The sequence below is a fragment of the Acinetobacter sp. NEB 394 genome (genome assembly GCF_013374795.1).
GTDB lineage: Bacteria > Pseudomonadota > Gammaproteobacteria > Pseudomonadales > Moraxellaceae > Acinetobacter > Acinetobacter johnsonii.
In genome coordinates this window covers 2,539,076-2,554,085 of sequence record NZ_CP055277.1, presented here as the reverse complement: position 1 = coordinate 2,554,085, position 15,010 = coordinate 2,539,076, and the positions used below count along the sequence as shown (strand labels likewise).

The following is a 15,010-nucleotide window of genomic DNA, read 5'->3' as shown; positions in this document are numbered from 1 at the left end:
CGCTTTTAAGACAGACTTTTGATTGCTGTTTGGGCTTGTTGAATGGTTTTCTGATTCTTCTGCGTTTGACCCGCTTTTAAGATAACGCTCCAAAGCTGCTTTTTCATGGCATTGCTTTGGGCATAACTCAAGCCGCGACGTGCAAGCGATTCCGCATTTGCAGGTTGTTTTTGTTGATTGGCAATTAAAGCCAAATACAAAAAGGTCTCACTCGACTGTGGCGCTAAACGCTGTGCTTGCATGGCGTAGCTTTGTGCTTGACTCCACTGGCCTTGGCGATAGGCCGTTTGCGTTTTTTGCATCAGGCTTTTAAAAGCAGGAAGCTGTCGCCCATCATCAAACTGTTGTTTGCTTTTCTGTTCAGGAATCACAATCTTCTGACGTTGAATTTCTTCGCGGTCATAAGGGTGAATTGTGACCCCTGAGGATGTTTTCTGCTCTTTATCCGCCTGTGTCGGCTTTTCAGGTATCTTTTTTTCAGCTGGCTGTGGGAGGCTTTGACAGCCTGCCACAGTCACGATGGTTGCTAAGATACTTAAACGTTTAAACCACATCAAAATTTAAATCCGTCCTATTTATTCAGGTTCATAGCTACCACTCGAAATGACTTGCGTCTCATCTTCTAAGTTTCGTTGCATGTTCGATTCACTTTCACGAATATAGTTGTCTATGCTGTCGCCTTGTTCAGGTGTAGCTTGGTAACCATCTGTTTCAGGATTGTAAGTGGGTTCAACTTGATAATGCGGTAAGCCACATGTGGTTGCTTTGCGTGGTACGGTGTTTCGCAAGAGGGGAATATACATTGCACCCTCACAACCTTGAGCGGCAAGATAACCCGTGCCACGATCAATCCAATGCCATTGCACATCATCCGGTTGGCGTAAGTTGACTGGTTTTTGACGCAACTGGCTCATTACATTGGTCCACACTGGCAACGCGCCTGAAGAACCTGTTAAGCCAGTTTGTTTGTTGTCATCTAAACCTAGCCAAACCACAGAAACATAATTGCCCGAGTAACCTGCAAACCACGAGTCACGGGTGTCATTGGTGGTTCCAGATTTGCCTGCAAGCTGAAGCGAGTTCGGTAAAGTGTTATAAGCCGAACGACCTGTACCTGAGGTCATCACTTGTTGTAGACCATAGTTCAGGACATAGGCAGAAGCAGGGTCAATAGTTTGTTGGACATTTAAACCATAACGGGTCAGCAAGCGACCATTTTGATCGACCACAGTACGAATGGATTTAGTCGGATACTTAAAACCGCCTGTGGCAAAGTTGCCATAAATGCTGAGCATTTCCATTGGAGACATGTCTACCGCACCCAAGAAAATGGATGGATAGGTTGGGATGTTACTGGTCACACCAAAACGTTTTAAGTGGTTACTAAACGTCGATAAACCAAACTCTTGACCAAGGCGAACTGCTGACAAGTTATATGAATTAGACAGTGCTTGTACCATTGGCACAACGCCATGTTCACCACCACTATAGTTCTTAGGTGTCCATGCTTTACCATTGGCTTGAATACCAATGCTACTGTCTTCAATTGGGCTGGCCCAGTTGTAACGTCCCGACTGAATCGCACTGAGGTAAATCACTGGTTTAAGCAGTGAGCCGACTTGACGTTTGGCATCGAGTGCACGGTTAAAACCCGTAAAGTCTTGGGTTGAACCAACCGCTGCAACCAATTCACCATTTTCAGGATGCGCAACCAATACCGCACCTTGCAGCTCTTTCAGACGGCTTGAGCCACGGCTTAAGCGACTAACAGTCGATTTAAAGGCATCTTGAATTTTGGTTTGGGCAATTGGATCGAGCGTTGTAAAGATGCGTAGACCTTGGTTGGTCAAATCACCTTCTTGGTATTCGGTACGTAACTGACGGCGTACAATGTCTAAGAAATCTGGGAAACGTGAAGGGCCGAGAGTTGGTTTGGCAATCACATTTAAAGGGCGAGCTGTTTCAGTTTCATATTGTTCTTGGGTCAGATAGCCCATGACCAACATGTTGTTTAAAACAATATTACGGCGCTTTTTCGCAGCTTCTGGGTTACGCCAAGGGTTATATAAGGTTGGACCTTGTACTAGACCCACCAAATAAGCTTGTTGCGCAATATTTAGCTCACGCAAAGGCATGCCGAAGTAAAACTGCGAAGCTAAACCATAGCCATTAATAGAATAGTTGCCATTTTGACCGAGGTTCACTTCATTGAGATAGGCTTCTAAAATTTCATCTTTGTCATAGTGAAATTCGACCAATAAAGCCATAAATGCTTCATTGACTTTACGCTTAATGGTTTTTTCAGGGGTGAGATAGAAGTTTTTCACCAACTGTTGGGTCAGTGTTGAACCACCTTGACGTTTTCCACCCGTGACATTACTCACAATCGCACGTGCCGTACCACGAATCGAAACGCCGTGGTGACTATAGAAATTACGATCTTCTGTTGCAATTAAAGCCTCAATTAAAGGCTTAGGTACTTTGTCGAGTTTAATCAGGACACGGTCTTCATTATGCTGCGGATAAATCCCGCCAATCAGCATTGGCTCTAAACGTGCAATCCCTGTAGAAGAGGGTTTAGTTGCACTGACTTCAGCCACTTGCTCATCGGCAAAGGTGACTTTAAGCACTTGTTCAGGCTCGACACTATCACCGAAGTCAAAGCCACGGGTGTGTACATATAGCTCATTGCCAGAACTGACAAAGTTCCCTGATTTGGTATAGTTTTCCGAGGACTTATAGCCCAAAAGTTTTAACTCTTGAGTGAAGTCAGCCTGACTGACAGGGGCATTGGTATACACTTCGAGCGGGCGTGCGAATACCTTCGCAGGAATGTCCCAGCGCTTGCCTTCAAACTTGTCACGTACAACGGAGTCGAGTCTTATTAAATAAATACTAAACACCAAGAATGCTGCAATGACTAAGATGCAGAAGATCAGTGCAATTAAACCTATGCCACGTTCTGACTTCATAAATACGAATAAGATCCTGAGAAATTGTGCTAATCATGCGAAGCTTTTCGCTAATTTGCAATAATTAAACTGTGAACAAACTGAAATATAGACAATTCCGCGTATAGCAGCAGTCACTTTAGTTTTTGAATCAATTTAAATAAATAATGTTATGATAGGCGGGAATCGTAGCGGAGCGATGTTGCAGGTGCAAATTTCACATAAAACATTTCGAAACATAGGCTTAATTGGACGTCCAGATAAGTCTTCAGTTGTCGAAACCTTATGTCTTATTCATGATCATCTACTCAGCTTAGGGTTACATCCCGTTTTTGATGCGCAAACCGCTGAACTGGTTCCTTATAAAAACACGCAAACGGTGAGTCGTGCACTTCTAGGTGAAGTGGTCGATTTGGTGATTGTGGTGGGCGGGGATGGCTCACTTCTGCATGCTGCACGTGCCTTGGTTAAATTTAATACCCCTGTAATGGGTGTAAACCGAGGGCGTTTGGGTTTTTTAACCGACATCAAGCCGACTGAAGTGATTTTTAAGCTCGATCAAGTCTTAAAAGGTGAGTTTCAGTTAGATCGTCGTTTCTTATTGGAAATGGAAATTCGCTCAAAGGGCGAGACGATTTATGATGCGATTGCGCTAAACGACGTGGTATTACACTCGGGTAAGTCGGTGCATATGATTGACTTCGAACTTAATATCGATGGTCAATATGTCTACCGTCAACACAGTGATGGTTTGATTGTATCGACGCCTACGGGTTCAACAGCCTATTCGTTGTCAGGTGGTGGCCCAATCGTGCATCCGGGGATGGATGCGATTGCTTTGGTACCGATGCATCCGCATACCTTGTCTTCACGCCCAATTGTGGTGGGTGGACACAGTGAAATTAAGCTTCTGATTCGTGAAAACCGTGTCTTGCCGATGGTCAGTGCCGATGGTCAACACAGTGTTTCGCTCAATGTGGGTGACAGCTTACATATTCGTAAGCACCCCTTTAAACTGAATTTATTACATCCACCGGGTTATGATTTTTATATGTCATGCCGAACTAAACTTGGGTGGAACCAAGATTTTGACTCTTTTCAACAGGATTAAATCATGAATATTGAACAGATGCTTTCTATTTTAGATGCCGATATTGTTGAGCGTTTAAAAACAGCTGTAGAAATTGGTAAATGGCCAAATGGCGTTGCGTTGACTGCTGAACAACGTCAAACTTGTATGCAAGCCGTTATTGCTTGGGAGCATCAGAATACTCCTGAAAAAGAACGTACGGGTTATATTGATAAAGGGCATAAAGAAGAAGGTGAGGAGTGTGATTCTCATGTGCCTGAACCAGAATTTAAACCTATTCGCTTTATTTAATTGATTAAAAATACGTTGAGTCGCTCAGCAACAGATACTTGGTGATTCAACAACTGAATCTAAAAAGAAAATAACCTGTAAAACTGTTTCAATCATTATGCTTATAAAAATAATAAAGCTCACTCGACTCAGTTTATTCTTCATTACTGCAATTTCGAGCAATGTATTTGCTGAGACAGCAAGTGATGCAAGAAAAATTGAATGTTTATTAGATGTTTCTGTTTTACCGAGTCAAAATTTTCAAAATCCAGTTACACAATACACATCAATGAAAAATGATGGTTATCCGATGTTGTTGATTGGAATAAACATCCATAACGCCCATGCAGGTGAAGCATCGAAAAAGATAAAAAGCCATCAGCTCTATTGTTCAAGCCTCATTGGACAAAAAAAAGAGTAAGCGTCCGCTGAACCCCACTTTTCTTATTTTCTCAATATCCCGATAGTGTCCATTATTTATTAAATGGACATTATGTTTATGGCCTTAGACACTTTTATAGACACTGAACAAACGACAGAAAGAACCCGCAGAATCTTCGCAACTGAGTTTAAACAGCACCTGGTCGAGCTTTGCCTGCAGCCAGACACATCGGTGGCCAAGGTGGCAATGCAACATCAGATCAATGCCAATCTGCTACATAAATGGATTCGCCAGTCCAGATCAATGGTCCCGGCATTAAAAAGCCCACCCAGTCCACAGACCGACTTTCTTCCCGTCATTCTTCACCCGACTCCAGTCAGACAAGAAACACCTCCACCACCTGTGCCGGAGAAGAATGCTGTCGCTCATATCAGGATTCCATTGCATAAGGAACAAGGTTCCGCAAGGGATCAGATGATCGAGATCGACTGGCCGGTGGAGTCGGCAAAGGAATTACTGCCTTTAATTCAGGGCTTGATCAAATGATCCGTATCGATGAAATCTGGCTCTCTACCCAGCCGATGGATATGCGTGCAGGTATGGATACGGCCATGGCTCAGGTGCTGAGAGCCTTTGGCTATATCAAACCGCATTGTGCTTACCTGTTCTGTAATAAACGTGGCCATCGCATGAAAGTGCTGGTGCATGATGGACTGGGTATCTGGCTGTGTGCCCGGCGGCTGGAACAGGGCAAATTTCACTGGGCTCAGGTTCACCAGGGTGAAACCGTGGCGATCAGCCCGGAACAGTTACAGGCACTGATCCAAGGTTTAGCTTGGCAGAGAATCGGACTGCAGCAAGTGGTAACAATGCTCTAAACCAAGCTCATCCATTCTGCTATTCTCCAAACGTTTTATTTACACATATTCATGATCTCAGCCATACTGTGGTCATGAATACGCTGCCTGATTTAAGCCAACTGACCCATACACAACTGCTGGAATTTACCCGGCAGTTGGCGATTCAGCATCAGTCTCTAGCGCAATCAAATCAACAGTTAGATACCAAGGTTCAACATCTAGAAGTATCAAATCAACAATTAGATGCCAAAGTTCAACATCTTGAAGCATGCAACCAACATCTCTCTATTCTCACGCAAAAATACGAGCATGAGCTCGCACTATTTAAACAGCATAAATTCGGCAGTAAAAACGAACATCTAACCGCAAAACAAATCCACCTATGGGACGAAGCGGTTGAAGAAGATATCGCAGCGGTTGATCTGGAACTGGAACGACTGAATGCAGCTAAAACCGATGCAGCTGCGCAGAAAGCCACAGCCAACAAACCTAAACGTCGACCATTACCAGATCATCTACACACCATCCGTATTGAGCATGAACCTGCATCGACAGAATGTGCCTGTGGCTGTGCCTTGCGTCGTATCGGTGAAGATATCAGTGAAAAACTGAATTTCAGACCGGCACAGTTCTATAAGGAACAGCATATTCGAGGCAAATGGGTGTGTGATCAATGTGACACACTGACCCAACAAGCAATGCCGGCCTATGTGATTGAGAAAGGCATTGCCAGTCCTGAATTACTCAGCCATGTACTGGTATCGAAGTATGCAGATCATTTACCGCTGTACCGTCAGCGCCAGATCTTTCTACGCGCAGGTGTTGATCTGTCCAGATCAACCTTATCTGACTGGATTGGTCGCTGTGGTGTAGAGTTAGAACGCCTAACCGATGCATTAAGAAAGGTGATCCTACAGCAAGCGGTGATTCATGCAGATGAAACACCCGTCACCATCATGCGGATGGATGATAAAGATAAAAAACCGAAGAAAGGTTATGTCTGGGCTTATGCAACAACCCAATATAATCCAGTTCAAGCCGTGATTTATGACTTTCAAGACAGTCGCTCTGGTGAACATGCCGAAGCCTTTCTAAAAGATTGGCAAGGTCATTTAGTCTGTGATGATTACAGTGGCTACAAAGCACGCTTTAGATCAGGTAAAGTCATTGAGGTGGGCTGCATGGCGCATGCCCGTCGTAAATTTCATGAACTGCATGTGACCAAAAAAAGTCAGGTCGCTGAACAGGCATTACTGATGATTCAGAGACTGTATGCCATAGAAGCAGAACTCAGGAAAAAGACGGATGGTACAGCGCAACACCGCCGCGAATACCGACAACAGCATAGTCAACCGGTGATGCAACAACTCTATGAATGGCTCAACCAACATTATCTGACGGTGCCGTCGAGTTCTCCAATTGCCAAGGCTATCAATTACACTCTGAAGCGTTGGCCAGCTTTAAGTCGCTATTTGGATGATGGCAATCTACCGATTTGCAATAATTGGGTCGAGAATCAGATGCGTCCCTGGGCGTTGGGGCGCAAGAACTGGTTATTTGCAGGTTCGCTGCGCAGTGGTCAGCGAGCGGCCAATATCATGACTTTAATCCAGTCGGCAAAACTGAATGGGCTGGATCCGTATGCCTATTTAAGTGATGTCCTAAAAAGACTACCCACCCATAAAGTCACAGAAATTGAGGATTTGCTACCACACCGTTGGAAACCTGAACCTCGTTAAAACATAGTAATGGGGTTCAGCGGATGCTTACAAAAAAGATGTTTATTTATCTGGCCCTTATCAATCTAAAAAAATTGATATCCATATTGGTGATCAGTTGATACTCAGAAATATTCATTCTTCAGGAAAGCATTATCCTTACTGGGCCGACTTTTACTGGATCGAAAAGCGTGACGAATAACGTTTGAACCGTACCGGGTTTGTCGGAGACTTTTTATTTAAGTTAGGCCACCTGACCTAACTGGTTAATTTTATCATAGTACATTGCTTCAAAATCAAAAGGTGATACATAATCTAGCGCACTATGTACACGTTCTTTATTGAACCAATCCACCCAGTTTAGTGTCGCAAGTTGTACATCCGCTAAACCTTGCCAATCTGCTTTTAAATATTCAATCACCTCTGTTTTGTATAAGCCATTCACCGTTTCAGCCAAAGCATTATCGTATGAGTCACCCGTTGTACCGACTGATGCTCGTAAATTTGCTGCTTCTAAACGATTGGTATAGCGAATGGAAAGATATTGAACACCTCTATCGGAATGATGAATCACATTCTTTGGCATGCCTCGATCGTGCAATGCTTGCTCAAGTGCATCGAGTACCATATCTGTATTCATCCGTGTAGATACTTTCCATCCAACAATTGCTCGTGAGAACACATCAATAATAAAGGCGGTATAGACCCAGCCTGAATGAGTTTGAATATACGTAAAGTCACCCACCCATAGTTGGTTTGGATGATCAGCATTAAAATTACGTTTCACTAAATCATCTGCCCGTTTTTGGTCATCTCGGCTACGGGTGGTTTTTTTGTTCTTACCACGCCAAACACCTTGTATACCTAGCTTTTGCATTAATCGAGCAACAGTACAGCGCGCAATAATATAGCCTTCACGTTTCAGTTGTTGCCAGACTTTACGTACACCATACCGACCTGAACTTTCCTTCCAAATTCGTTTAATTTGTTCAGCATGATGCTCATCATGTAGATCTCGTTTCGCTCGATGTTCTGGATTGTCAGCGAGATCTAAAGTCCGGTAATAGGTTGAAGCTGCAATCGGTAAAATTCTACAAATCGCTTCAACACCATATCGATCTTTATTGTTATGGATAAAATCCACCATTATTTGTGTGGGCGGTCGAGCTCCGCCTGGGCGAAAAAAGCGGCTGCTTTACGTAGAATTTCATTGGCACGCTTTAATTCTTTAATTTCACGTTCCATTTGCCTCATTTTTTCTTGATCAGATATCTGTTGTACTTTAATAGGATTTTGCTGATCTAAATGCTTTTGATGCCAGGCACGAAGTGTTTCAGGAGTACAACCAATCTTAGGCGCAATTGCTGTGATTGCAGCCCAAGTAGAAGGATAATCTTTTTCAGATTCAATCAATAATTGAACCGCTCTTTCTCTGATTTCAGGGGTATATTTTAATTTTGTCATCGGGGTAGTCTCTCAGAATATTGACTCTCCGACAAACCCGGTACGGTTCAGTTCACGCTTTTGTTTGTCTACTCAGCTCAGAAAAGAGTACGCCAAAGCTGCTTGGCTTGTTGCATGGCATCGCTATATGTATCGCAGACCCCCATGGTATATAGTGCAATCCCAATGGTTTCAGTCACTGCCATTTCACCATACTCATGCTGTTTTTCACCCAGCCAAACTGCTTTAAACTCACCTAAATCTAGCTCTTCTTCAATTGGGCTTCGATTGTCGGTAAGTTTAGGTAGCTCATGTTCGTAGAGTTCACCATTTTTAATGCCGCAGATCAGTGTTTTGGCATCTGGGTTACGTTCAAATTCACCGCCTTCACCTTTAATGACCGCACTATTTTGATAGCCCAGTTTAAATGCCGCTTGCTGATGCGAACCACGATAGGCCGGGTGGAAAATAGCTTGCAGGGTTGCTTTGGCATTAAAAGGATTGATCAGGCGCGCAAGGGTATGAATGGGTGAGCGAAGGCCCATAACATTTCGTAGGGAAATTAAGTCACTTAAAATCGGGGAGATGGCGTGCAGCGGTAAATATGCAAAATTACGCGACGCTAATTCCTGTTCCACATCTGCTTGAGTTTGGCAAATATTAAAATCGAGATACTCCAATACCTGTTCAGTATAAATACGGTTAATGGTATGACCTGATGCACCGTGCATCACGACCTTATAACCTGCTTTGGCTAAAGTCAGTGCCGCTAAGAGAAACCATGGATAGTGTTTACGCTTGCCTGCATAAGAAGACCAGTCTAAATCGACCTCTAAAGGCGTGAACGGCAGTTGATCTCGTGTGGCCTGAACAAAGCCTGCCAGTTCATCTACAGACTCTTCCTTAACCCGAAGTAGCATTAGGAATGCACCGAGCTGTACATCTAACACTTGATTTTTCAAGATCATATCAAAGGCTTGGTAAGCTTCTTCATAACTGAGTGAGCGCGCACCATTTTTCCCTTTGCCAATAATGCGAACAAACTGGGCAAAAGGGTGCTCAGCATCTTTATAAATATTTCTTTTGTTGTTCATGGAAAAACCAAAGTAAGTGAAGGCTGTGTTGTGCTATTTTAGTGGAACAATCAAAAAAAACAGCACTTTTAATTTTAAATAAATTTTTCACCATTAGACTAAAGTATGAGTCATATTGTTTAGATTTTATACATTATGATTGAAATCAGTTTACTTTGATTAAAGAATGTTAGGTAAAATTTACCCAATAATTGTGACTCGCTAGTTTTTAGTCTCTCCCATTGCAGTAAATATGAATGAACTGTGATTTTTGTCACATTGCTGTTGTTTGTACACCATGAGTTTTTTACCCGGTGTTTGGATGCGGTCCAAACTGTGGGCTTTTTTGTGTTTATCAGAAAGCCCACTACCTATGAGGAAGTATAGGTATGCCGATTTTTTCAGTCTTTTGATTTACAGAAGTATTCGTTATGACTAAGAAACCAATCTATAAGTCACTATATTTTCAAGTTATTGTCGCGATTATTGCGGGTATATTAGTAGGACATTTTTTCCCTAGTGGTACGCAAGTTATCAATGGCGTTGAAAAATATGTACCCGGCTGGGGTGAGCTTTTTTATCCTCTAGGTCAAGGCTTTATTAAGCTGATCAAGATGATTATTGCGCCAGTAATTTTCTGTACCGTCGTGAGTGGTATCGCGGGTATGGAAAGTATGAAGTCTGTGGGTAAAACAGGCGGTGTTGCGCTACTTTACTTTGAAATTGTATCGACGATTGCACTGTTGATCGGTTTACTGGTCATTAACATCTGGAAGCCAGGTGTGGGCATGAACGTTGACCCTTCAACTTTGGATACTTCTGGTATCTCGAAGTTTGTTGAGTCGGGTCAGCAGCAATCGACTGTCGACTTCTTCATGCATATTATTCCAAACACCGTGGTTGGCGCATTTGCTGAAGGTGAAATCCTACAAGTGCTACTCTTTGCCTTGATGTTTGGTTTTGCATTACATAAATTGGGCGATGCAGGTAAACCTGTACTGAAGTTCATCGATCAAATTTCTCATGTGTTCTTTAACATTGTAAACATGATCATGAAACTTGCTCCAATTGGTGCTTTTGGTGCAATGGCATATACCATCGGTAAATATGGTATTGGTAGCTTGGCGCAACTGGCTCAGTTGATTATCTGTTTCTACATTACTTGTTTACTTTTCATTTTCTTGGTTCTAGGTACTATTTCACGTCTTTGTGGCTTCAGTATTTTGAAAATGATTCGTATGATTCGCGAAGAGTTGTTGATCGTACTGGGTACCTCATCTTCAGAGTCGGTTCTACCGCGTATGCTGAAAAAGCTTGAAATTGCAGGTTGTGAAAAGTCAGTGGTTGGTTTGGTTATTCCAACAGGTTATTCATTTAACTTAGACGGTACCTCAATCTACCTGACAATGGCAGCGATCTTCATTGCACAAGCGACCAATACTCAGCTGGATCTTATGCACCAAGTGACTTTATTGGGTGTGTTATTGATTTCATCGAAAGGTGCTGCGGGTGTCACAGGTTCAGGCTTTATTGTAATGGCTGCGACTTTGTCAGCTGTTGGTCATATTCCAGTGGCGGGTCTTGCTCTCATTTTAGGTATTGACCGTTTCATGTCTGAAGCACGTGCCTTAACCAACTTGGTGGGTAACTCATTGGCAACGATTGTTGTTGCGAAATGGGTGGGTCAGTTAGACCAAGAAAAACTACATTTTGCACTAGCAAACCCAGATGAAGTAGACCGCCAAATGGCTGTTGAAGAAAATGCTCACGCATAATTTCAGTTCATCTTAAAAAGGAAGCCGAATGGCTTCCTTTTTTTATGCGCATAAAAAAATGGCCTGATGCGGTCATGACAGTTGCCTTAAAAATGGCTAGCATGTGAACTGAATAATAAAACAACGTCACTACAAGGAAGAAACATGTTGAATTACGATGCAGACTTAGAACTATTTCGCGATAACTTTCGCCGTTTTATGAATGAACAGATTGCACCAAACTATGAACAGTGGGAACGAGAAGGATTAATGCCGCGCTCAGTCTGGAATGCCTTGGGTGAAAATGGCTTCTTATGTGTCGATGTTCCAGAGGAATACGGTGGTTACGGTGTTCCAACGCATTATTCACTGATGTTGGTGGAAGAGTCGGCACGTGCGGGTTTTAGTGCTTTATCGACAGGTATTTCTTGTCACTCTGAAATTGCTGCGCCTTATATTTTGCACATTGGAACGGAAGCGCAGAAGCAGTACTGGTTACCGAAAATGGTGTCAGGTGAAGTGGTCGGTGCGATTGGAATGACGGAACCGGGTGCGGGTTCAGACTTACAAGCCATGCGAAGTAATGCCATTTTGCAAGGGGAGCATTATATTCTAAATGGCTCTAAAACCTTTATTTCCAATGGGCAGCATGCCGACCTTGTGGTATTAGCGGTGAAAACTGATCCGCAAGCCCGAGCAAAGGGTGTTTCATTGATGTTGGTCGATACCCACTTGGATGGATTTAAAAAAGGCACCAACCTCGACAAAATTGGGCTACATTCGCAAGACACTTCTGAGCTGTTTTATGACAATGTTAAAGTGCCAAAAGACCAGTTATTGGGACAAGCAGGTCAAGGTTTTGCTTATTTGATGCAAGAGCTACCACGAGAGCGTACAGCAATTGCAGCAACGGCTATAGGGGCAATTCGTGGTTCGATAGATGTCACTATCCAATACGTCAAAGAGCGTCAAGCCTTTGGTCAACATATTTCGCAGTTCCAAAATACACGTTTTGTTTTGGCTCAAGCCAAGATTGATGAACAAGCCACAGCTGCTTTTTATAATCAAAACGTTGAGCTTTATATGCAAGGCAAGTTAGATGTCGAAACTGCAGCTGCGCTAAAAAGCTTTTCAACGGATATGCAAATGAAGGTGGCAGATAATTTATTGCAGCTCTTTGGTGGCTATGGCTATATGAGTGAATATCCAATTTCACGTTTCTTTGTCGATGCACGTATTCAACGCATTTACGGCGGGACCAATGAAATTATGAAAGAAATTGTCGCACGTAGCTTACTTGGGCGTTAAGCCTAGGTGCTGATATAAACATGCGTAAAAGAGCCTCAAGTAGGCTCTTTTTTATCGGTTCAGTACCAATAAACTTTCTTGAATAAAGGCGGGGAGGTCATATCGGGTTTGCGATGAAATGTATAAATTATTGTCATTCACAACACCTGTGTCATAAAGCACGGCACCTGCATCTTTTAAGTCTTGATGAAGGTGATGGATACACGTCATGCGTCTACCTTTCACAACCCCAGCATGCATTAAAATTTGCGGAGCGTCTGCGCTGCATAAAATAGGTTTTTGCGTGTTTGCAAAGTGCCTGACAAATAAGACATAGCGTTCATCTTGGCACAGGTTGTCTGGCGAAAACCCACCCGGGATGAGTAAGGCATCGAAGTCATGCACAGAGGCATCATCGATACTTTGGTCAATGGTGACAAAAGCTTTACGCTTTTTGCCATAAATGATTTTGCCAGCCTGACTTTCAAGGTTAATAATACTATGCCGAGCTGCTCGAAATGCTTCTACGGGTTCAGCATATTCGGCATCCTCAAAGTCATAGGTGACCAAGACTGCAATTTTTTTGTGCATGACAGTACCTACAGTTCATTATTGTTTTGTTTTATTGAGACTATAGAGCAATCGCTACTGCTGCATACTCTCTTTGTTATGAATACGTCAACTTAAGTAAAGCATATTTTAAAAGATATTCTAACGCACTGAAATACGGATGAATGGTGATTTTTGTGAAGGTGTAGCAAAATTTTTCAAAAGCTAGACAGGGCTTTAAAAGGGAAGAGCTCAGACTCGCAAAACATCGTCGTGGTATTTGGATTGGGCGATATTCTATGCATAACAGCAAGAAGAAAATAGGCAGGGCTCAGTGGTTTTATTGATGTCTATTATTGGGGCAGTTTATTGATAAACTTGATGATTAAATCAACTGTATGTTTTTAGCACTGAAACATACAAAGTCTTATTGCGCAAGATTTCAAAGCTAACTATTGTTATACTGTTTGCACAATGTATATGAAGGGCGACATAACAATGATCCAAGACGATCAAAACACAACGACTTCTCTTGACCTTAATCAAATCCGTCAGGATATCGACTCTGTTGATCAACAGATTCAACAGCTTATTAACCGTCGAGCGAAACTGGCGGAAGCTGTTGCAAAAGCAAAATTTGCTTCTGAAGAGAATCCAATGTTTTACCGTCCAGAACGTGAAGCGCAAGTTTTACGGAATGTTATGGAGCGTAATGAAGGCCCTTTGTCTGATGTGACCATGGCACGTTTGTTCCGTGAAATCATGTCTGCATGTTTGGCTCTAGAAGCACCGCAAAGTATTGCATTTTTAGGTCCTGTCGGTACGTATACGCACTCTGCGGTGTTAAAGCACTTTGGACATGATGCTGTGGTTCGTCCTTTACCGACTATTGATGAAGTGTTCCGTGAAGTGGAAGCAGGCAGTGCACACTATGGTTTGGTGCCGGTAGAAAACTCGTCAGAAGGTGTGGTCAATCATACTTTGGATTGTTTTAAAGCCTCACACTTAAATGTGATTGGTGAAGTTGAATTGCGTATTCATCACCAGTTTCTTGTGTCTGAAAACACGCGTAAAGACAGCATTAAACAAATTTATGCGCATCAGCAAACTTTGGCGCAGTGCCGTGCATGGTTGGACGCACACTATCCAGGTGTGGAACGTGTTGCTTTAAGCTCGAATGCTGAAGCGGCACGTCGTATTCGTACTGAATGGCATTCGGCTGCTATTGCATCTGATGTTGCAGCAAGTATTTATGATTTAGAAATTTTACACAGCAATATTGAAGATAATCCTGAGAACACTACACGTTTCTTGGTGATTGGTCGTGAAAGAATCCCGCAAAGCGGTAATGATAAAACGTCATTGCTGATTTCTGCACATGATCGTGCAGGTGCATTATTGGAAATCCTTGCACCATTTGCAAAGCACAACATTAGTTTGACCAGTATCGAAACGCGTCCAGCACTGCCTGAAAAATGGGCTTATGTTTTCTTCATCGACTTAGAAGGTCATGTGGAACAAGACAATGTTAAAGCGGCGATTGAAGAGATTCGTCCACTTGTGAAAGAAGTTCGAGTATTGGGTTCATACCCGATTGCAGTACTGTAATCTCTAAGGTGGTTGGGTTTGTTCC

14 protein-coding genes and 1 other annotated feature are annotated in these 15,010 nt (G+C 42.8%); of the genes, 9 read left to right on the top strand and 5 right to left on the bottom strand.

From position 1 onward, the window contains the following. Positions 1–5: 5 nt before the first annotated feature. Together HUK62_RS12230 and mrcB are read right to left on the bottom strand one after the other, a co-directional pair. Positions 6–554, bottom strand: a complete 549-nt coding sequence (locus tag HUK62_RS12230; protein ID WP_176538000.1) for a tetratricopeptide repeat protein — start codon at positions 552–554, stop codon at positions 6–8. A 21-nt stretch (positions 555–575) separates the two neighbouring features. Further along, positions 576–2,972, bottom strand: coding sequence for a penicillin-binding protein 1B (gene mrcB, locus HUK62_RS12225; protein ID WP_176537999.1), 2,397 nt, complete (start codon positions 2,970–2,972; stop codon positions 576–578). Between the two features lie 151 nt (positions 2,973–3,123). Here mrcB and HUK62_RS12220 point away from each other — a divergent pair, with 151 nt between their 5' ends. The 6 genes from HUK62_RS12220 to HUK62_RS12195 all read left to right on the top strand — a co-directional run bounded on the left by HUK62_RS12220 (position 3,124) and on the right by HUK62_RS12195 (position 7,292). Next, positions 3,124–4,062 (top strand): NAD(+) kinase, encoded by a 939-nt coding sequence (locus HUK62_RS12220; protein ID WP_004696112.1) that lies wholly within the window; start codon positions 3,124–3,126, stop codon positions 4,060–4,062. A 3-nt stretch (positions 4,063–4,065) separates the two neighbouring features. After that, positions 4,066–4,332, top strand: a complete 267-nt coding sequence (locus HUK62_RS12215) for a DUF1315 family protein (RefSeq protein WP_058869973.1) — start codon at positions 4,066–4,068, stop codon at positions 4,330–4,332. A gap of 97 nt (positions 4,333–4,429) precedes the next feature. Further along, complete coding sequence (locus tag HUK62_RS12210; protein ID WP_228723685.1) at positions 4,430–4,732, top strand: hypothetical protein; 303 nt, start codon at positions 4,430–4,432, stop codon at positions 4,730–4,732. A 78-nt stretch (positions 4,733–4,810) separates the two neighbouring features. After that, positions 4,811–5,239, top strand: coding sequence for a transposase (locus HUK62_RS12205; protein WP_044108693.1), 429 nt, complete (start codon positions 4,811–4,813; stop codon positions 5,237–5,239). Next, positions 5,236–5,571 (top strand): IS66 family insertion sequence element accessory protein TnpB, encoded by a 336-nt coding sequence (tnpB, locus tag HUK62_RS12200; RefSeq protein ID WP_004669045.1) that lies wholly within the window; start codon positions 5,236–5,238, stop codon positions 5,569–5,571. Before HUK62_RS12205 ends, tnpB begins: the two co-directional genes overlap by 4 nt. Before the next feature lie 74 nt (positions 5,572–5,645). Then, on the top strand, positions 5,646–7,292 hold the full coding sequence (locus HUK62_RS12195; protein WP_034595387.1) for an IS66 family transposase: 1,647 nt from the start codon (positions 5,646–5,648) through the stop codon (positions 7,290–7,292). Positions 7,293–7,515: 223 nt separating this feature from the next. Here the strand turns inward: HUK62_RS12195 and HUK62_RS12190 are convergent. Both HUK62_RS12190 and HUK62_RS12185 read right to left on the bottom strand, forming a co-directional pair. Further along, positions 7,516–8,735, bottom strand: a protein-coding gene (locus tag HUK62_RS12190; RefSeq protein WP_176537340.1) for an IS3 family transposase whose coding sequence is annotated in 2 segments (ribosomal slippage) — positions 7,516–8,459 and positions 8,459–8,735 — 1,221 coding nt in all. Because the reading frame shifts where the segments join, the coding sequence is not laid out codon by codon here. Beyond that, positions 8,344–8,460: a sequence feature (AL1L pseudoknot), on the bottom strand. Its footprint overlaps the gene before it by 117 nt. Before the next feature lie 77 nt (positions 8,736–8,812). Continuing rightward, positions 8,813–9,808, bottom strand: coding sequence for a glycosyl transferase family protein (locus tag HUK62_RS12185; protein WP_176537998.1), 996 nt, complete (start codon positions 9,806–9,808; stop codon positions 8,813–8,815). A 410-nt stretch (positions 9,809–10,218) separates the two neighbouring features. Between HUK62_RS12185 and HUK62_RS12180 the strand changes: the two genes are divergently transcribed. Further along, a complete protein-coding gene (locus HUK62_RS12180; protein WP_087012100.1) occupies positions 10,219–11,562 on the top strand; it encodes a dicarboxylate/amino acid:cation symporter in 1,344 nt (447 codons plus the stop codon). A gap of 144 nt (positions 11,563–11,706) precedes the next feature. Beyond that, positions 11,707–12,849 carry an acyl-CoA dehydrogenase family protein gene (locus tag HUK62_RS12175; RefSeq protein ID WP_176537997.1) on the top strand — a complete coding sequence of 381 codons (1,143 nt, stop codon included), beginning with the start codon at positions 11,707–11,709 and terminating at the stop codon, positions 12,847–12,849. Positions 12,850–12,900: 51 nt separating this feature from the next. Here the strand turns inward: HUK62_RS12175 and HUK62_RS12170 are convergent, their stop codons facing one another. Then, positions 12,901–13,419: a DJ-1/PfpI family protein gene (locus HUK62_RS12170; RefSeq protein ID WP_159152868.1), complete on the bottom strand. Its 519-nt coding sequence runs from the start codon at positions 13,417–13,419 to the stop codon at positions 12,901–12,903. Positions 13,420–13,875: 456 nt separating this feature from the next. Here HUK62_RS12170 and pheA point away from each other — a divergent pair, with 456 nt between their 5' ends. Next, positions 13,876–14,985 (top strand): prephenate dehydratase, encoded by a 1,110-nt coding sequence (gene pheA / locus HUK62_RS12165; RefSeq protein WP_004696123.1) that lies wholly within the window; start codon positions 13,876–13,878, stop codon positions 14,983–14,985. Positions 14,986–15,010: the final 25 nt, after the last annotated feature.